7 protein-coding genes, 1 tRNA gene and 1 pseudogene are annotated in these 20454 nt (G+C 37.8%); 4 read left to right on the forward strand and 5 right to left on the reverse strand.

Annotation, left to right across the window (positions count from 1 at the left end; genetic code table 11):
* Positions 1–789: 789 nt before the first annotated feature.
* Positions 790–989: pseudogene (locus ACFILH_RS03725) on the forward strand (DNA adenine methylase); the annotation flags it as partial.
* 189 nt (positions 990–1178) lie between these two features.
* Here ACFILH_RS03725 and ACFILH_RS03730 read toward each other — a convergent pair.
* From ACFILH_RS03730 to ACFILH_RS03750, 5 genes are all read right to left on the reverse strand, one after another.
* Positions 1179–1252, reverse strand: a tRNA-Gln gene (locus ACFILH_RS03730).
* A gap of 64 nt (positions 1253–1316) precedes the next feature.
* Complete coding sequence (locus ACFILH_RS03735; RefSeq protein ID WP_375623948.1) at positions 1317–2075, reverse strand: ABC transporter ATP-binding protein; 759 nt, start codon at positions 2073–2075, stop codon at positions 1317–1319.
* Positions 2072–3022, reverse strand: coding sequence for an iron chelate uptake ABC transporter family permease subunit (locus ACFILH_RS03740; RefSeq protein WP_375658079.1), 951 nt, complete (start codon positions 3020–3022; stop codon positions 2072–2074). The genes ACFILH_RS03735 and ACFILH_RS03740 overlap by 4 nt, the downstream gene beginning before the upstream one ends.
* Positions 3015–3971 carry an iron chelate uptake ABC transporter family permease subunit gene (locus ACFILH_RS03745; protein ID WP_273791483.1) on the reverse strand — a complete coding sequence of 319 codons (957 nt, stop codon included), beginning with the start codon at positions 3969–3971 and terminating at the stop codon, positions 3015–3017. Before ACFILH_RS03745 ends, ACFILH_RS03740 begins: the two co-directional genes overlap by 8 nt.
* 103 nt (positions 3972–4074) lie before the next feature.
* The gene (locus ACFILH_RS03750) at positions 4075–5025 is read right to left on the reverse strand and encodes a siderophore ABC transporter substrate-binding protein (RefSeq protein ID WP_375667395.1); all 951 of its coding nucleotides are present in this window, start codon (positions 5023–5025) and stop codon (positions 4075–4077) included.
* Between the two features lie 197 nt (positions 5026–5222).
* Here ACFILH_RS03750 and ACFILH_RS03755 point away from each other — a divergent pair, with 197 nt between their 5' ends.
* From ACFILH_RS03755 to ACFILH_RS03765, 3 genes are all read left to right on the forward strand, one after another.
* Entirely contained in the window at positions 5223–12470 is a 7248-nt protein-coding gene (locus ACFILH_RS03755) for an autotransporter outer membrane beta-barrel domain-containing protein (protein ID WP_375667397.1), read from the forward strand.
* A 675-nt stretch (positions 12471–13145) separates the two neighbouring features.
* The gene (locus ACFILH_RS03760) at positions 13146–16265 is read left to right on the forward strand and encodes an autotransporter outer membrane beta-barrel domain-containing protein (RefSeq protein ID WP_375667399.1); all 3120 of its coding nucleotides are present in this window, start codon (positions 13146–13148) and stop codon (positions 16263–16265) included.
* A 1171-nt stretch (positions 16266–17436) separates the two neighbouring features.
* On the forward strand, positions 17437–20121 hold the full coding sequence (locus tag ACFILH_RS03765) for an autotransporter outer membrane beta-barrel domain-containing protein (RefSeq protein ID WP_375667401.1): 2685 nt from the start codon (positions 17437–17439) through the stop codon (positions 20119–20121).
* The last annotated feature ends 333 nt before the right edge of the window (positions 20122–20454 follow it).

Here is a 20454-nt window from a genome sequence, read left to right on the forward strand (position 1 = left end):
GATCGTTTTTAAAAACGCTTACTAAAAAGTTAGTAAATGATAGGCAGGCATTATATAGATACGATCATCACAATATAGAATGAAAATCACAATGTTATGTCTTATGAAACTGAAAACCTTTTAATGATATAACGCAAGCAAGCGAGCAAAAAACGTTTTAAAAGTTACAGTTTAAAAATACGAAACCAAATGAGCTCCCCCCAAATTGGGGGGCACCTATTGAAAAAAAGATGAGGCAGCAAAATTCAAAACCATTGTAACATCTAAGGCATGGGATTTTATTCAATTTTGAGTCAAAAGCTATAATGTTTAAAGATGGCTCTATTCTAAAGATAATGCCTCCAAAATTGGATTGGTTGATTTTGCCAACTCAAATTTGAGCTGGTTAATTTGCAAAGAAGTTACATTTGAGTGCAAAATGAAAAGATACTTATGAAAGCCTTATTGAGAAAACATTCATTTAAGATGCATTTTCTTTTGATTGGATTGATAAAGTTACTAAGCTTTTATAGGCTCTATAATGCTAATGAATGATATCAAAATCATAGCTATCATTTACGTTTCTTTTGATAAGTTTTCATATTTCTAATAGAGCACTTGCAATATGATACGTTTTGTATATATACATTCATTACTCCATTGTGGATGATTCATTCGAATCTTATAATCAATATCTGAAAGCCGCGTCATATCATTTGGCACGGCTTTCTTTTTTGAATTCTCTTTAGATAGGTTTATAGCTATTAGATAAGGCGTTCCCATAAACATAGCCAGATATACGTGTATTACTATGGAAAGGATTTATTTGCGAGAGGATTACCAGACGATGTTTGCTTTGCTTGTGCAATTAAAGGGAAAGTCAATGATGTGCCTCAGATCCGAAAAATCTTTAGCCAATTTAAGATAAAAGAGGTTGGCACATCTTATACATGTAGTTCAAAGAATCCGCACCGGCTCAAGAGCTTATCATCTCAAATTGCAATTTTTAGAGGAAGAGAAAAATATGCATTAAAGGGATTTTAAATAACCCGTGAACGTTTTTGAAGATCCTTTGAAAAAAATAAATTGATGCAAAACCTGCTTTCAAATTATACAAAACCCGATGACAAGCTACAATCATTAAATACTGGCTGGCATTAAATACTGGCTGGCATTAAATACTGGCTGGCATTAAATACTGGCTGGGGAACTTGGATTCGAACCAAGATTGACGAAGTCAAAGTCCGCTGTTCTACCATTAAACTATTCCCCAATAAGCCAATTTTACTATCCCTAGCAGATTCTATAGTGCATGCAAGCGCAAAAAATCTTTATGATTATCGATAATAAAGAGCGATAGGGATGTCATTAATTGTTTTGATTTGAATATCGACATCGTAAATGTCTTTAAGAATTTCTGGTTGCATAATTTCTTTTGGAGTCCCACAATAGGCCGCTTTCCCATTTTTCAATGCAACAATCATATCTGAGTAAGATGAGGCAAAATTAATATCGTGCATAACAATAAGAATGGTTTTTTTCAGTTCATCAGCTGTGCGGCGTAACTGCTTCATCATAGAAACGGCATGTTTCATATCCAGATTGTTTAATGGTTCATCTAAGAGAAGATAATCAGTGTCTTGGCAGATAACCATGGCTATAAAAGCGCGTTGACGCTGACCGCCAGAAAGCTCATCTAAAAAACGGTCTTTTAAATCTTGTAAGCCGAGATAGCGTAGCGCACTGTCGATAAATTGTTTATCTTCATGTGTATACCAGCCTTTTGAATAAGGATAGCGTCCGAAACTTACTAAATCGTACACGGTTAAGCGAAAAGACAAAGGATTTTCTTGACGCAGAATTGAGAGTTTTTGAGCCAAAATATCGTGGGGCATTTTATCAATATCAAAGCCGTCGATATGAATTGTACCATTATGGTGTGGCAAAAGACGTCTTATCAGCATTAAAAGAGTTGATTTTCCGGAACCATTGGGCCCAATGAGAGAAATAATCCCCCCTTTTGGAAGATGAAGGCATAAATTATCGATAATCAATCGTGCTCCGTAAGCCTTGGAAAGATGATTGATCTCAATCATTTTAGTTTTCCCTTCATCAGTAACATTAAGAAAACAATACCCCCACAAAACTCAATGATAAAACTTAAACGCCCTGCCATATGAAAAATTTGTTCTAAAATAAATTGTCCCCCCACCAAACAAATAATCGCTAACAATATTGCAATCGGCACAACAACACTGTGTTTTGCTTGAGGAGAAAGTTCATAGGAAAGGTTGGCAACTAACAGTCCAAAAAAGGTGACGGGGCCTACTAATGCGGTGGAAATGGATACGAGAATGGAAACAAAAATAAGGACAGCTGTCGCACTTTTGTGGTAATTAACGCCAAGATTGAGGGCATTTTCACGTCCCAAAGCCAAAATATCAAGAAGATGACGGGAATGCCATCCAATCAGACTCACAATGAAAACAATGATTGTGGCAAAGCTTATTAATGGTGTATTGAATTTATTAAAATTTGCAAACATAATATCCGTTAAATTCATCATTTGGTCTGGATTTAGTTGCAATTGCATAAACATCCGTAAACTGAAAAAAAAGCCGCCTAAAACAACACCGATTAAAAGCGTCAAATGAAGCCCTTTTAGGCTTCCTGAAAAGAGCCAGCGAAAAAGGCTTATTGAAAAAAGAATAAGAATGAGGGCTTCAAGAACAAGCTGTCCTTCTTCATTCAAAAAGGGTAAAGAAAGAGAGCCTACAAAATACATTAGGGCAGTCTTTATTAAAATATAAAGCTGATCAAATCCCATAATTGAAGGGGTAAGAAGACGGTTATTAACGATTGTTTGAAATAAAACCGTAGAAACGCTTATTGCGTAGGCAATAAGAAGCAGAGAGGAAAGTTTTGTAAGACGAAATTTCCATGTATAAACATTGATATTCCATGTCATGTAAAGACTAATGATAGTACATGCTATGATGATAAGTGTTGTTAGTACACATATTGTTTTTCTTCTTTTATCCAAGACGCTTTCTCCAGCGTAAAAGCAGTATCATAAAAATAAAACTACCGATTACACCCATTATGGTGCTGATGGGAATTTCAAGAGAGGGATGAATTATTCGTCCTAAAAGATCACAAATCAAGACCAATCCTGCACCGCTGATGGCCACCCAAGGAGCGGTATAGCGCATATTATCTCCCATGAAACTTGAAACAATATTTGGAATAATCAACCCAACAAAAGGAATACGGCCAATGGTACAGACAACAACAGCAGTGATTGAGGCGACAATAAAAAGACCAAAAAACATGACAACACGATAATTCAATCCAAGGTTGTTGGTTAAATCTTCTCCCAAACTTGCAACCGTAAAGCGATCAGCAGTACAATAGGCTAGAATACAAAGGGGAAGGGATAACCATAAGAGCTCATATTTTCCTTCAAGAACCATCGCAAAACTGCCAAATAAGTAAGCTTGAAGAGAAGGGAGTAACATTTCATAATCTGCAATGGCATTGGTTAAAGAGCCAATAATATAGCTTAGCATAATCCCTGTAAGGGGTACAATGAGAGCAGATTTTAGAGGAATGCGTCGCAATAAAAACATAAAAAGTAAAGTGCCTGCCATGGCAAAAATTGTCGCAACGACCATTTTTCCTAAAACAGGAATATCGGGTAAAAAAATCATAATAAAAAGAATGCCAAGGGAAGCAGATTCAATGGTTCCAGTGGTTGATGGCTCGACAAAGCGATTGCGTGTCAATAGTTGCATAATCATGCCTGAAAGTGCAAGTGCTGCGCCTACTAAAAGGATTGCAATGGTACGAGGAAGACGTGTTTGCCAAAAGATAAGCCACGCATGGGGATCGGCTGCGAAAAGGTCAGAAGGTGTGACATCAGAATAACCAACAAAAATGCTGAGGATCGACAGGAAAATTAGAAGTGTTATGGTTATCCAGTAATTCTTCACGTTAAATCATTTTCTAACAAAATCTACAAAAAGCAAAGACTGCTTAATAAACAACCTCTGCTTTTAAATTTTATTTATATAGCAAGCAAGCTCTTTTGTACGCTTATTTGCTCTTTGTAAAGGCTTCATTGATCTGCTGTGCGGTTTCAATGAGTGCCGTTAAACCACCATTTGCACGATACCAGCTCCAAGAGTCCAAATAAATAATTTGGTTTTGTTTGCTTGCTGTTGTGCGGTGAACAAGCTCATTGTTGAGCAATTGTGCTGCGGATTGTCCTTCCCGTCCAATGGCTGCATCGCGATCAATCACTAACAACCAATCAGGATTGGTTTCAAGAATGAATTCAGGAGAAATGAGTTGTCCATGTTTTTGCACGGTAAGTTTATCGGTTGCAGGGGCAATTCCAAAAGCGGAGTGAAAAATATCGAAACGTGATTTTGGTCCGAAAGCACTGATTTTTCCACCAGAAGTCATGAGTATGAGCCCAGTGCCTTTTCCTTGGGTATTTTTACGGACTTCAGCAAAAGCTTCATTGAGTTTTGCAATTTCCTGTTCTGCTTCTTGTGTTTTGCCAAAAATTTTTCCAAGGATAGACACATTTCGTTTAATATCTTCAAGAGAATTTTCGTTTTCTACTGTTAGATCAATTGTTGGAGCTATTTTGGATAAATCTTTATATTTTGCTTGAGTTCTGGAGGAAATAATAATCAAATCGGGTTGAAGAGTGGCAATTTTTTCATAATCTGGTTCAAAAACGGTTCCAATTCTTTCATATTTTTCATCATTAAATTGTTGCAGATAGGAAGGTTTTTTTCCTTCTGGAAGGCCGATAACGGCTTTGATACCAAGGCGATTCATATTATCTAGCGAAGCAAGATCAAACACAACAACCTTTTGCGGAGAAGCGGGAACAGAAGTCGTGCCTGAAACATGATCAATCGTTACATTTGTCTGGGGACTGGTATTTGCAATACTCGTATGAGTCCACAAAACCGTTGCAAAGCTGATGGCAACCAGTAAAACAGAAGTCATCCATTTCATATATTTTATCATCGTGATTTTATCCTTTTTCTTATATTACAAGGGGTTGTGCAATTAAAAACTTAACTTTGGTATTTTTATGCACAAAATGAAGCGTAAATAAATAACACTATGTTGTAAAGTTGACTTACATATGTTACAAATCGTTCACTTACCTCATTTTCACTTAATTCTAGTGTTTTTGCAACATTATTTAGAAAGTTTGACATATGATCAATGTATTTAAAAAGCGTACACGTTTGTACGCACTGACAACAAGTGCTTTCTTCTTTTTACAAGGTGTAGATGCTTCTATGGGGGCTGGTTGGTTTACACTACCTTCATTTTCATTGCCATCATCATTATCGTCAATATCATCATCAATATCATCATCAATATCATCATCAATATCATCTTTAACCTCTTTAGGTGGAGGATCGAGCTCAGGAGCTACAACACCACCCGAAGGAGTGGAGACTTCTGGAAGAGCACAATCTAGAACCGGTGATTCTGTTGATAGTGGTTCTGTTCAGGATCAGGCTCGGATTGGGCCTGTTTTAAGTTCTATTCGACCTATTAGTGCTTGTCATTCTAGAAAGAATAATGTTTTTGTTCCTGGCATGATACGGAATATTGCAGGGAATAGTGTTCGTATTGCGGGTGGTGCAGGTGCTGTGCCTAATGTTGCGAGTGGTGCAGGTGCTGTGCCTAATGTTGCGAGTGGTGCAGGTGCTGTGCCTAATGTTGTGGGTGGTATTTCAGATGGTGTGGGTGCTGTGCCGGGGGTCCCAGGTTCAGGCGTCTTATCTACTCGGATAAAAACAGTAGAAAAAACAGTAGAAAAAGTGGCGCAAGAAGGTGTACCAGCTGGCTTCGGTGGCCCATTAGCTCTTGTACAAGATACATTATCAGGTAATATAGCAGGAGCAGGAGGAGGATTAAACACTGTAAGTCAACAAATAACTATATCAGGTGTTCCGAGTGGCGAAAATATAACGAACCGGCCTGCTATTCCAGGTGTTGGTCCTGGTACTATAACAAATGATGCTTTGAGTAGCATGCCAGGTGTTCCAGGTGCAGGCGGTGTACCTACTAGGAAAGCAAGAGCAGCAAGAGCAGAACATGTGGAAGAAAGAACAGCAATAACAAGAGCAATAACAGATGGGGAGAGAGCACGTGCCGGGTTTGCAGGTGTACCAAGTGGATTAGATGGAGAGTTGGTTAGAGGATTAGATCTTCCAAAAACTGTAGATGTGTGGAAATTATTTAATATTCCGCGAAGAGATAATTCAAGTGGTGGTGAAACATATTTGCCAATGGGGGAAGAGGCGCTAATCGTACAAAAAGCGAGTGCAGATGGTCTTGTTGGTATGCCAGGTATATCACGTCCTGTATTGAATTCTTTACCAGCTGATGTATCAGGTAATATAATCCCTGGTGTGAGTGTATCTGTGCCAGTTGGTGACGGTGTTGGGGCTATAGAATTTATAGATTCTGTGGAGGCCGGTAAAGGATTAGCTGATTTACTCAATGGTGATCAGCGAATATATGGGTCTATTTCCTGTAATCAGTCCGGAGTATATACTCTAATAGGGGGGGCGATTATAGCGGATCAAGGTGAGAATGCTGTAAATGTGGAATCTCCTTCTGATGATGGGAAAGTAGTTGTTAATTTGGAAGAAGTATCCATTGAAAGTATGAAGATTGAGAAAGAACTTTCTGAAAGTTTATCTTCGGCGGGTATACAGAATGATAAAGTAGATATAGAGAACATAAGTAGTTTATATAGTCTTGATCCGCTTTATGCTGGTGTATATGTCAGAGATTCTTCTCAAAATATGAATGCAGAGGTTAATTTGAAAAACTCAAATATTCAGGGTTTTTTTATTGGGCTTCGGGCTGAAGGGACTGGAAAGATCACGATGGTGGGGGGAGGGATTAGAGATACGTATATAGGTGCTCTTGCTAGTGATGGTGGGCAGATTTTTTTAAAGAATGTAGATATTAATGTTAAAAGAATCGGCTTAGTTAGTTTGGGTGCATCTGTTATAGGGATGAAGTCTGGGGCAATTAATGTAAAAGAGGGTGGAAGAGGAGTTATCTCTGCAGAAGAGGGGACTGTTCTACTAGACGGGACGGCTATTACAGTTGCTGAGGAACCAAAAACTCAAGAAGCAGATGCTTCAGAGACGAGTATAGGGTTATTGTCACTTGGGGGTACTGTTTCCTTTAAAAATGGAGAGCTTAAAGCTTCCAATACTATTGCTTTGTTGGTAAATGATAACTCTGAGAATAATATCTATGGAGTTTCGGATGCACTAGATGTGGAGGATGATGATAGCGATGATGATAGCGATGGTGATGTAACTTTGAAACAGCAGAAACTCGACACTGGTGACGTTGTTGGTGAGGTGATCTCTATTGAATCTGAAGATAGTGCTGTACTTGATAGTGTTAGTTCCGCGTTTTTTGAGGTTTTATCCTCTGTGGAGGATTTTTTAGGGGAGGATGCCGATTCTAATGCATCTTCTGGAATTGCTGCTGAAGATTCTGCAGATGTGTCGGATGCAGATTCTAGGGTTATCAAGTTAATAGTTTCTGATATTCAAAATTCAACTATTAAATTGACAGGTAAGTCTCGTGGTGTATTTTTTGGTGATGTACCTTCGAATGTGAGGGAAGAAAATAGTCAAACGAGTGTGAGAGAAGAAAGTGGTCAACATGGACAACAGAGTCTAGTAGAGGGTGGAACAAAAGATAATAGAGATAGTTTGCATGCAGTTCTTTTGAAAAATACTTCTCTCAAAGTTCCTGATGGTGTGGTCGTTTATGCTAACAGTTTGGATGGGTACGTCGTTGTAAAAGATGACTCAACTCTTTCGGGTGATTTAGTGTTGAAAGCTGAAGAGGGAGCGCATTTGTCGGTTCTTGTTGAAGACTCTGTCGTCATGGGGGGAGCTCACGTTGATAAAAAATCTCAAGCTAGGCTTTTTCTATCTGGGGGATCAGAGTGGTATTTAACAAAGAATCTGCATAATAGTTTGGAAGATTCAGATACGGGTTGTGTAGATTCATGTCTTTCATCTATGAAACTTGTAGATAGTAATGTTAGATTTTTTACTTCTTTGAAAGATGGAAGTACATCTAAGAAAGATATTGAGTATCGAACTCTTCGCATAGGAAATGGGAAGGGAACAGTTTATAGTGCTTCTGCCGCTTCTGGTGCTCCTGATGCTTTTGGTGCTACAATTTACTTCAATGCAAATTTGATGCCTAGCAATACAGAAAAATCTACAGAAAAATCTCAAATATCTGACAGATTGTTGATTCATGGTGATGTTTCTGGGAAAACAATGGTAGTTGTGAATGATACTTCTGATGGTATACCACAAGAGGATACACCTCATAGTATTTCAATTATTCAGGTTTTTGGAAATGCAGAGAGGGATTCTTTTAAGCTGAAAGGTGATTATATTACACGAGAAGGGTTGCCTTATAAGTATGTTCTTCGTGCTTATGGTCCAACTATTCCTCCGAAAATGCAGTATTTCGATAATACATTACTTAAAAATAGTGGAAGTGTTTGGGATTTTCGTTTAGAAAATGAATATTTTATACCTCTCGTTTCTGCTTATACTGCTACTGCTAATTTTCAACCTGTTTTTAAAGTTAAGCCAAAAGTTAAGCCACTTGTTGCAGTTGCTTCTCCTAAAACTGAAGTAGATACTAATGCTGATACTGGTGCTGGTACTGAAGTAGATACTAATGCTGATACTGGTACTGGTGAAGTAAATAATGAATTCACAACTTCTCTTGTACATGGAGAATCTGCATCTGTAGTCTCTGTTCAAGGTAATTCACTTTTGAGATCTGAAACATCTGACGGATTTTATGAAGATGATGAATATAGTGAATATGAAGAAGATGATGAAGAAGATGATTTTGAGGTATTTGTATTGTCTGAAGATTTATTGTCTGAAGATTTAATGCGTACCGTTTCACCTGTTACTCCATCTTCGTCATCTGTCACTCCTCCTGTATCCGGAAATTTGGCACCTTTAGTACCTCCAAGAGTTAATTTAAGTGGGAAATCTGATACTAGTAGGGGGCTTGTAATATCTGCAGATGAAATTTCTGTAACACCTGAGTATCATACTGTATCTAAGAGGCCATTACCTATAAAGTCAGCTGCTGCTATGAGGTCTTCTTCTCCATCTGCTATACCTTCTAATGGAGCTGCTGCTATACCTTCTAATGGAGCTGCTGCTATATCTTCTAATGGAGCTTCTGCTACATCTTCTAATGGAGCTTCTGCTACATCTTCTAATGGAGCTTCTGCTATGAGGTCTTCTTCTCCTGTGGTTTCTGAGATATCTGCTATACCTTCTAATGGAGATTCTGCTATGAAGCCTTCTGCTTCTGTAGTTTCTGAGACACCTGCTATATCTTCTAATGTAGCTTCTGCTATGAAGCCTTCTGCTCCTGTAGTTTCTGAGACGTCTACTGTATCTTCTAAAGGAGCTTCTTCTATAAATGCTTCTGCTTCTGTAGTTTCTGAGACGTCTACTGTATCTTCTAATAGAGCTGCTTCTATGGAGCCTTCTTCTCCTGTGGTTTCTGTAAAGCCTGTTGCATCTTCTAGAGCTGTTGGACGTGTTCTTATGATTAGTAATGCTGGTGGTGGAGATGTTTCTTCTAAGAAAACGGTTTCTTCTACGTGTGATGCTATACAGAATAATGGTGTGAAGGCGTTGCAAACTCCTTATTCATGTAGTGATGGTCAATCTCGGACAATAACCAACCTTACATTGAAGGCAAGCGATAAAACTCAGCATCCTATGCATGTAAAAAATCAGGATACGGTTATTAAGTTAGAGGGGGCCACCATTAGTGGTGCAGATTTTTCTGATAGAAAAAATAATGTTGATTTTAATGAAATACATGCCGTGAGTGCTGTGCTTGCAGAAGATAAAGCAGAAGTTATTTTGGATAAGAAATCGAAAATCCAATCTTCTGTGATTGGGCTTGAAGCGCAAAGTGGTGGAAAGGTTAAGATGACTGGTGGGACAGTTGATGCGCTTTATGTGGGCGCTTTGGCGGGTTCTGGATCATCTGTTAATTTAAAGGATACGAGAATTAACGTGACGGGGGATTTGGCTGCGGCTGGTTTGGTAAGTCTGGCTGGTAAGGTGTCTATGGACTCTGGGGCTATTACTTTGGAAAAGGGAGTGGCTGTGAGGTCAGAAGCTGGGGGAAGCGTTGAGTTAGACAAAGTTAATATTACTGCGAAAAAAGGACAGGGTAAGTTAGATTCCGCAGATAACTTTGGGCGTGCAGCTTTTCTGTTGAGTGATAATGCTTCTGTTGATTTTAAGAATGGGAATGTTGTGACTGATGCTCATGCTTTGTGGATTATGAAGTCTGATGATAATGTGGTTGAGACAGGCTCTTCTAGGAGAGGGAGATCTTCTGAGGTTCGTCCTACTACGAATCATGCAAATATCGAGTCTTCTATTGTTACAGTGGAAGGTAATGGAATCTATGGTATATATTTTGATGGAGGAATACAGAAAGAAGCGAGTCAACAAAATCGGAGTGAGGATTTAGCAACTGAGAAAGCAATTGTTGTTAAGCGGAGTACTGTATCCAAACAGGAAAAAACGCTTGTAGGCATAACAGGGACAGTTTCGTTGAAAAAAACTGATTTTGAAGTTGCAAGTGGTATAGCGATCTATGGTAATAATTCTGGTGGTCATGTTTCAGTAGAAAATAAAACAACTCTTGTTGGTGACTTGTTGTTGAAGGCTGAGAATAATTCCAATATATCGGTATCGGTTGATAGTTCTATTGTTAAAGGCGATGTTCGCGTTGATAAAAGTTCTTATGCAAAATTAGATTTAATTAATCAATCAGAGTGGATTCTAAAAAGAAGTGCACAGAGGAATTTGGGTACTCCAGATTTAGGATGTGTGGATTCATGCGTTTCTTCTGTAAGTCTTGTAAATAGTACTATTGATTTTGCATCTTCGGAATCTGAAGGAAAATATCAGACTCTCCATATTGGAAATGGGAAAGGAACAGTTTATGCTGCACAGGGTAATGCTGCAATTCATCTCAATGCACGTTTAAATCCTCGTGATCCGAATAATCAGCAAGTCACTGATCGGCTTGTAATTCATGGTGATGTTTCTGGAAAAACAAAAATACATGTACGAGGTGATGCGGGCAATGTAGGAGATGGTAAAGCGAATGCCAAGATTGCTCATACTGTTTCAATTATTCAGGTCTATGGTCAAGCAAAGAAAGACTCTTTCCAACTCGATGGCAATTATGTTGCACTGAGAAACTCACCTTACAAATATACTCTTCGTGCTTATGGTCCAGAAGCGACTTCGAAACAGGAGCATGTTCAGCAGAAATTTGTTAAGGATGGTGGAGAATTTTGGAACTTCCGTCTAGAAAATCAGTATGTTAAGTCTGTTGGATCTGCTGCCCTTCCTGAACAATTTGTAAGGTCTGTTGTTCCACAGGTTCCAACTTATCTTGTCTTGCCTAATAGCGTATTCCACGCTGGTTTGATGGATATTAGCAATCAAAATAAGCAATTGGAGACGTTGCGGATGACTTCTACAGGAATGGTAGAGGTTCGTGGAAATCCCGCTTTATACTTGCGCGGCTATGGTGGAAGTTACCGTTATGCTTCAGATCTTTCCGCACTTGAATATGGTTACGACGGCGATCTTAGTTATAATGGTGTAGAGGCAGGTGTTCTGCTGCAAACTATTGAAAATGCTGACAGTGTTATATCCTTTGGCGTTATGGGAACTTATGGAAAACTTTCTCTGCAGCCTTTGAATGTTGAGCAAAGCCAGAAGAGTGCATTTGATAAATGGACTGCTACGGTATATGGTAGCATGCAGCATAATGCTGGCTTCTATGTCGACGGTCTTTTATCCTATGGTCTGTTCAAAGGTGATGTTCTCACCCTTGCACGGGGTAAAACAGCAACATTAAAAGGTAATCCTTTGAGTATTTCTTTAGCTGGTGGTCAGACAATTGCGACAGGATATAAGGGTTTTGTCTTTGATCCGCAGGTTCAGGTTGTGTATCAACATCTCCAGTTTAATAAAGCTCGTGATATTGACAATTTTGATATTGAAATGGGTAACCTTAATCAGTGGGTAGCACGTGTTGGTGGACGCTTAACCAAGATTCCTACAGGTTCTGAAGGCGTGAATGCTATTGCTTTCTATGGTAAGCTTTATCTTGCTCATGGTTTTGAAGGACAACAGTCTGTGAATTTCAATGATGCTTTCAAGTTAGGAGCTTTTGGTTCTTCTCTAGAGGCTGGATTAGGCTTTAATGCCAAATTGTTGCCACAGTTCTCTCTGCATGCTGATATTCTCTATCAACATAAGCTTAATAAGGCTGGTTTTTCGGGAACAAGTTTTTCCGGAGGAGTACGTTATCAGTTTTAATATAAGGTACACTATGTACCTTATTAGAAAAGGCAGCACATTGTGCTGCCTTTTTTCTTTACAACAACTTGTGTTGTTCTTAAAAAATCTCGTCTTCTTTATTAAGCAAAAAAGACATAGTTTGTTTTATGCATGAGAGTACTTTTCTCCGCTAAAGCGAATTTTCTTAAAATTTATGCTACTACTGATGCGATAGAGTGCTTCGCTTTTATCGGCTTTTAAAGCGTTCAGCAGACCGGTATGCGTTACGTTATCCTTTTTGGTACTGTATTGATATTATCTAATATAATATTTGATGTTTTCTAAAGCTCGTTTTTGAGCGTTTGTTTTCTACTGATTTAAATCATTGTTTCATCCATCTCCTTGTGGATTAATTTTTAAAGTTCACAAGGTTTGATTGTGTTTTTAATTAATTGCACGCACTGGTTTTATTTTTTCTTTACACGAAATACAGAATGCATTATACACTCATAAAGTGTGTTTTGTAACTATTCTCTTATAGGTGGTTTTGGCGTAGAGCTTTTGCCAAATTTATTGGGATAATTCATTGCACAGTTCAGATGAGCATGAGGCATGTTCTTTTGTTACACTTTTCGTATTTTTGAGGTGTGCAATGGGGTGTTTTGTAAGTGCTTTTGTTTTTAATGAGAGGGGAAGGAAAGTTTCGAGGGAACTATGATTAAAGTTTTTAGAAATCATGTATGTTTATGTGCTTGTACAACCGCTATCCTCTCTTTTCTTCAAAATGGAAGAGAAGTGTATGCCGCTACAGAGGAGGTCGGTAAACCTTATGTTATAACTGTTACTCCGATTAACGGTATTAGTGTTACTTCTGGTCCTCATCTTAGTGGGAGTAATGCGTATAAGCCTCCCCTTAGTGGAGAGAGTGGGCAGAATTATTATCCTCCTAATATGATTCCTGTTGGCAATAACGATGAGGGTATTCGTGGGGGAAGTGATTATCGTGGGTTGAGTGGAATGGAGGGATCGAATAATGGTCATATAGATAACTCTGTTAAAGATGCAGGCTTTGATGAAAGAGGTATAAAGCGTGGGTTTTATTACTATAATGGGTTGTATTATATATGCGATAATTGCGGGGAGTCTAAAGGGAAGCCTAAAATTGATAATAAATCTTATAAGATTACGAATGAGAACGCTTCCAATTATCCTGAAAATCCTACTGCTATAACGGTGAAAGGAATAGGTACAGAAGTTCGCGGAGAGGATGTAACGGTTAGTAGTCAAGTTGCTGATAAAACTTTTCTAATGGGGGTACATGTATTAGAGAACGGTAAGATTGTTTTGAAAGATCCGATTATCAAAAATACAGTTATAGCCCTTCGTGCGAGTGATGGCGTGATTGAGGTAAAAAATGGAAAGATTAAGGCAAGTCATGAGGGTGTTGATGCAACAGAGAAATCGTTTGTTCTTTTAGAAGATACAGAAATTAAGACAGCTAATGGGAATGCAAGTCTTTTAAGTTATGATCATTCAGAAATTTGGATGTCAGGTGGATCAGTTGATTTTATGAACAGCCATGGGATTTCTTCGATGTTAGGTGGAAAAGTAAATCTCGAGAATGTTAAAATTACTGGGAAGGGTGATAAAGGTAAGGATCGTGCGGTTGTGCATATGGATTTAGGGGGGGCTGTTAATTTAGAGGGTACTATTGTTAGTACTGGTGGGGGTATCCATGGCATATTATTAGAAAATATAGTCAATTCTATTCCTCGTCAGGAAGTTAAAGATTTATCAAATGAGGATTCTGATTCAAAGATTCCTGTGACTGAAGTTAATATGAAATCCTCTTCTGTTACCGTAAATGGTAAGGGATCTTATGGTATCTATTTTCGGGGAGAGAAGCCATGGAGTGAAGGTGGGGATAAAAAAGAAGAAATTTCATCAGAGGAAGAAAAAGTTCCACCACGATTAGAAGTTGTTAATTTGGATAAAACAGAGTTTTCTGTTTTAGACGATGCGGCTCTTTATGGTAAAAACATGATTTCTGGTGCGGTGGGGTTGGTACACAGCACTCTTCGTTCAGGGAATTTTTTATTAAAAGCTGAGGAAGGTGCTTCTATAACAGTTTTGGCGGATGCTTCTACTCTTGAGGGTCGCACACACGTTGATAAAAATTCTAATGCTGAGCTTTATTTAGGAGGTCATTCTCAATGGATTTTACAACAACCGTTGCAAAAAGATCAACACGAGGCTGCACATGATTCTTCTATTTCACTCGTGAGTCTTATGGATGAGAGCTCTATTAATTTTAAAAGACACGAATCTTCTTCTGTTGATGATTATCAAACCCTTCGTGTGGGAAAGGGAAAGGGGGAAGTTTATAAAGCACAGGGCGATGCCTCTATTTCTCTTAATACATATCTGAATAGTGGTGGTGCTCTTGTTAATCAAAAGACTGATCGTGTTTTAATTCATGGTGATGTTTCGGGAAAAACAAAGCTCCAAGTGCATGGAGTTGCAGGAAGTCCAGGAGGATATACGGGAAAGGGGGGGAATGCTGAAGGTATTTCAATCATTCAGGTTTCTGGAGAAGCAAAGCAAGATTCTTTTCAGTTGGAAGGTGGTTATGTAGCATTAGATAAATTACCTTATCAGTATAAGCTTTATAGTTATGGTCCAGGGTCTCATTTGGGAAAAGCAAACATGGATCAGAGATTAGTTGAAGGGAACGGAGAATTTTGGGATTTTCGCCTTGAAAGTAGATCTATAGATTCTGATGTTAAACCTAAACCAGATCCTGACCCAATTCCAGGTCCAGTCCCTTCTCCAGAACCAGCTCCGGAGCCTCATCCTAAGCCGGGCGTTAAGGCTGTTGTTCCGCAGGTTCCGACTTATCTCCTTTTGCCTAATGCCTTACGTCATATTGGTTTGATGAATGTTAACAATCAAAATAAGCGATTAGAAGCTTTGCGAATTGCTTCTGGGGGCTTATTAGAAAGTCGTGAAAATCCTTTCTTTTTTGTGAGCGGTTATGGCGGCAATCATCGTTATACTTCAAATCTTTCTGCGCTTGAATATGGTTATGGCGGCGAGTTTGATTATAATGCACTAGAGGCTGGTGTTTTGCTGAAAGCAATCGAAAATACGTATGGTTCCACTTCTTTTGGAATTATCGGGGCTTACGAGAGATTTTCTTTGCAACCTTTGAATGTTGAGCAGAGTCAAAAAAGTACATTTGATAAATGGTCAGTTACAGCATATGGTGGTATGCAGCATGATGCGGGTTTTTACGTTGATGGTCTTGTGTCTTATGGGTTTTTTAAGGGTGATGTTCTAACAACCGCACGGGGCAAGACGGCAACATTAAAGGGAAATCCTTTAAGTGCTTCATTGACTGCTGGTAAAACATTTATGGTAGGAGAGGACGGTTTTGTTTTTGATCCTCAAGTTCAGGTTGTTTATCAATATCTTCAATTTAATAAGGTGCGTGATGTGGACGGCTTTGATATTGATTTAGGAAAGCTTCATCAATGGATAGGGCGTATTGGGGGGCGTTTAACAAAGAGGCTGGTCGCTACTGATGAGGCTCAAGTTATTTCTTTCTATGGCAAGCTTCATCTTGCTCATGGTTTTGAAGGAAAACAATTTGTGCATTTTAAAGATGCTTTTCAGCTAGGTGCTTTTGGTTCTTCATTAGAAACTGGGTTAGGTTTTAATGCCCAATTGTCTCAAAAATTTGCGCTTTACGGCGATTTGGTTTATCAGCACAAACTAACGAAAGCTGGTTTTTCTGGAACGAGTTTTTCAGGTGGATTGCGTTATCATTTCTAGTGTTGTTCCTGTTTTTGATTAATCTTTCAAAAAGCCACAAGTTGTACTTGTGGCTTTTCTCATTCTCTATTCATCTTGTGTTATAGCATTTTTACGAGAGTGTGACTTTGCATATCTTTAATATGCTTTTAGGTTGGACTTCTTTCATTTTTTTGAAAAGTCTGAAGAGTTTGTACGTTATTGTTTCAAAATGCGTATTTCAGAGTGATTATTATATTATTTATAATATTTTGATTTATAAAGATATTTTTTAATTTAGGGCGCTGAAATATTTTCAATGCTCTTATGATGAATCCATAAAAAGCATTCCTTTGTCTATTATATGTAAGATTGGCAAGTGGATAATCATTTAAGAAAGGGTCAATATAATTTTGGGAATTATGTTAAGAGGAGAGGATTTACAATATTAGAAATTGGCAAAGACAAAAATGCTACTCAGGCGCAATGAGGGCTGTATCTGATGAACTTTATATTATATCTGCTGTCGTTGTGAAATGGGGATGGAAATAATGAGATATATCTGAGAAAATTGGTGAATGAGAAACACAATGATATATTGTTTTGGAAAATATGTTTTCTTCAAAGGAATTCGATAAATAACAGGATGAAGTCATGTGTCATCTTCACTTTTTAAAAGTACGGCTCTGAATGCTTTCGACTGTTGTAAAGTTGAATTAAAAGGAGATAGTAAAATCGGAACTGATTTTTACATGTTCTTACCCTTTATTAGGCTATCTTGCCATGAATATTGCCTAAAAATGCATATGTAAACTCTTGTTTCTCAATTTTGGCATATGTTTTGTCTGCTTACAAAGTACAATTGTTTCAATATAAAATCTATCGTGAGGATGTTGATTATGTCAGCTCTGGGGGGTGATTAGACAGCAGTTAAGTAGGTGTTTTTAATGCATGTTAACTGATTAAGGGTGTTTTTGAATAACAACTTTAAAGGTGATTTTTCTGTCGTTTTTCAGTTATATTTTGCAAATTATTTGTAAAAGCAACAGATTTAGATTGTATTTTCGAGTAATTTTTTAATTTCATATTTACATAAAACACAAAAAATATTAATAATCCTCTTGTTTTTAAATCAAAATGTATTAAATCTTTCTAATTAAGTTTTTTATACGTTATGTATTGCTCTATAGTGGGGCGTAATTGTGGTGTAATTATGGTAAATCTATTTAAAAAACGTTTCTCCTTATGTACTTTTACAACAGCATTTCTTTTTTTTGCACACAATGTTGATGTGCATGCAATTTATTTTGAAAATGTCGTTTGTTCTGAAAATGTTATACCTTTTCGGTGCGCTGATGGTAAGAGATATGTCATTCATGATAAAACTTATCAGAAAACTGAGGAAAATAAAGCTAAAGAAGTGGCCATAGAAGTATCTGGAAAAGATACATTGGTGGATGGGCAAAATATATTTATTACTGATATTTCGGATAAAAATACTGATTTGAAAAAAAACTTTTGGAAGTATGGTATAAAGGCGGATAATTATGGAAATGTTGAGATAGGAAGTGGAGGAATTCATTTGTCTCGTGGTATTGGGGTTCATACAGGAGAATGGGGAAAAGTTGGATTATGGGGCGTTTATATTATCGATAATGGTATTCAGGAGATAGATTTAGACAATCATGAACAAGGCTCAGCTTTTCAGATGACCCAAGAAGGTGGTTCTATTTATTACGGGGCAAGTAACGTTAAGGTTGCTAATGCCCACGGTATATCATTGCTGGGAAAAGAAGGTTGGGTTGATATTGTACATTCTAACGTTTCCGTAAATAGTGATGTGTCTTATGGCATACGCTTTGTGGAAGGCGAAAAAGCTGGAAACAAGCACACAGAAAGCGCTTCTGTAAAAAAGGATTCCTATACTTTTTTCGGGGAGAAAGATTTATTTGGAAGTTTGCCAAAGACGAATTTACCTATGCGAGGGGAGGTGTATTTGAGAAAGACTTCTTTTAAAGTTCCATATAGTACAGCTATTTATAGCAACAAATCCGGTGGTCGTATTAGACTTTTAGAAAAATCTGAAATTTCTGGAGATTTATTGTTGAAGGCTGAAGGGGGCGCTTTAGTAAAGATTTCAGCTAATGATTCTGTGCTTGTCGGGGGAGTGCATATTGATGAAAGCTCTTCTGCTGAATTTCGGTTAACAGGTGGTTCTAAATGGACTTTATCGCTGTCAAAATCAGGAAATGAAAAATTACGCAACTTTGGTTCTATAGGTGATTCATTGGTTTCATTGATGCAGCTTATTGATAGTTCTATTGTTTTTGAAAAAAACACAGACAATACAATGAGTGATTATCAAACACTTCGTATTGGAAAAGGAGAAGGTGTTGTTTATCAAGCGCGGGGTGATGCGCATATTTACTTTAATACATATTTAAATAAGGGGGGAGCGATTAGAAATCAGAAAACTGATAGGCTTTTAATTTATGGTGATATTGAAGGAAAAACAATAATACATATGCAAAGCGTTTCAGGAAGTCCAGGAGGGAAAACGGGGAGTGGTGGAAATAACCAGGGTATTTCTATTATTCAGGTTTCTGGAAAAGCAGAGGAGGAATCTTTTCAGTTAGATGGTGATTATGTTGCATTGGAGGGCTTGCCTTATCAGTATAAGCTCTATGCTTATGGTCCAGGATCCCATTTAGGAAAAGCGGATTCTGTTCAAAGGCTTGTTGAAGGTAAGGGAGATTTTTGGGATTTTCGCCTAGAAAGCCGGAATGTTCAGTCATTTACTGATTATAGGCATATTTCTATGGTTTCTGAGCGTACACTTCCTGCACGTGCGTCTTCTGGTGATGTTGTTCCGGCGTCTTTTGCGGATAGTCTTTCTAAGATTGAAAATGTTTTCCCATCTGGACGAGGTGTGAGATCTGTTGTTCCTCAGGTACCAACTTATCTGCTTTTGCCAAATAGTTTATTCCATGCTGGTTTAATGGATATCAGCAATCAAAACAAGCAGTTGGAGATAGTACGGACTCATCCTAGTGGAATGTTGGAAATTCGTGAAAATTCTGCTTCATTTTTGCGTGGCTATGGTGGAAGTTATCGTTATGTCTCAGATTTATCTGCGCTTAAATATGGTTATGGGGGAGATCTAGGGTACTATGCGCTAGAGACAGGTGTTTTGCTACAAAAAATTGAAAATGTTGACAGTGCTATATCCTTTGGGGTTATGGGGTCTTATGGAAAGCTTTCTCTACAGCTTCGAGATGTTGCACAAAGCCAAAAAAGTACATTTGATAAATGGACTGCTACAGTCTATGGCAGTATGCAGCATGATGCAGGATTCTATGTTGATGGTCTTTTATCCTATGGTCTGTTTAAGGGAGATGTTCTGACAACTGCTCGGGGTAAGACTGCAACATTGAAGGGTAACCCTTTAAGTGTTTCCTTAATGGGTGGTCAGAAAATTGCCACAGGATATGAAGGTGTTGTTTTTGATCCACAGGTTCAGGTTGTTTATCAACATCTTCAATTTAATGAGGCCCGCGATATTGATAATTTTAATATTGAGATGGATAAACTTGATCAATTGATGGTGCGTGTGGGTGGTCGTTTGAAGAAGACTCTTACTGCACCTGAAAAAGATCGTGATGTTTCTTTCTATGGAAAGATTCATTTTGTCCATGATTTTGGCAAAGAAAGAGCTGTGCGCTTTAAAGATTCTTTCCAATTAGGGGCTTTTGGTTCTTCTCTAGAGGCTGGATTAGGTCTTAATGCTCGCTTGTCTCAAAAATTTGCGCTTCATGGTGATTTGGTTTATCAGCATAAGTTGAGCAAAGGTGGTTTTTCTGGAATAAGTTTTTCTGGTGGATTGCGCTATCGTTTTTAGGTGATCATCTTGGGGTAAGTTGTTTAAAAAGCCACAAGCTATGCTTGTGGCTTTTTATTATTTGTTTGCAACTTTTTAAATAAGCTTTTTAAAAAAATGTTTTTTTTTGCATGAGCGAGTTTGTTTCTTTTTAGAAACAAGATAAGGCTTTCTGGTTTGCAGTTTTCGCTTTTTATGCTGTTTTTCTTCTTTGAGTGTATTTTTATTAAATTCTCTTGAAACCATCGCTTTGGGGTAGAATTTTTATTTCTATTTATATTTTTACGCGTATTTATAAATAATACAATTTTAAATTGTGATATTTTGAGATTCTGGCTTTACATAAAACATGTG

This window comes from Bartonella sp. CL435QHHD (assembly GCF_042195095.1).
Taxonomy (GTDB): Bacteria; Pseudomonadota; Alphaproteobacteria; order Rhizobiales; family Rhizobiaceae; genus Bartonella.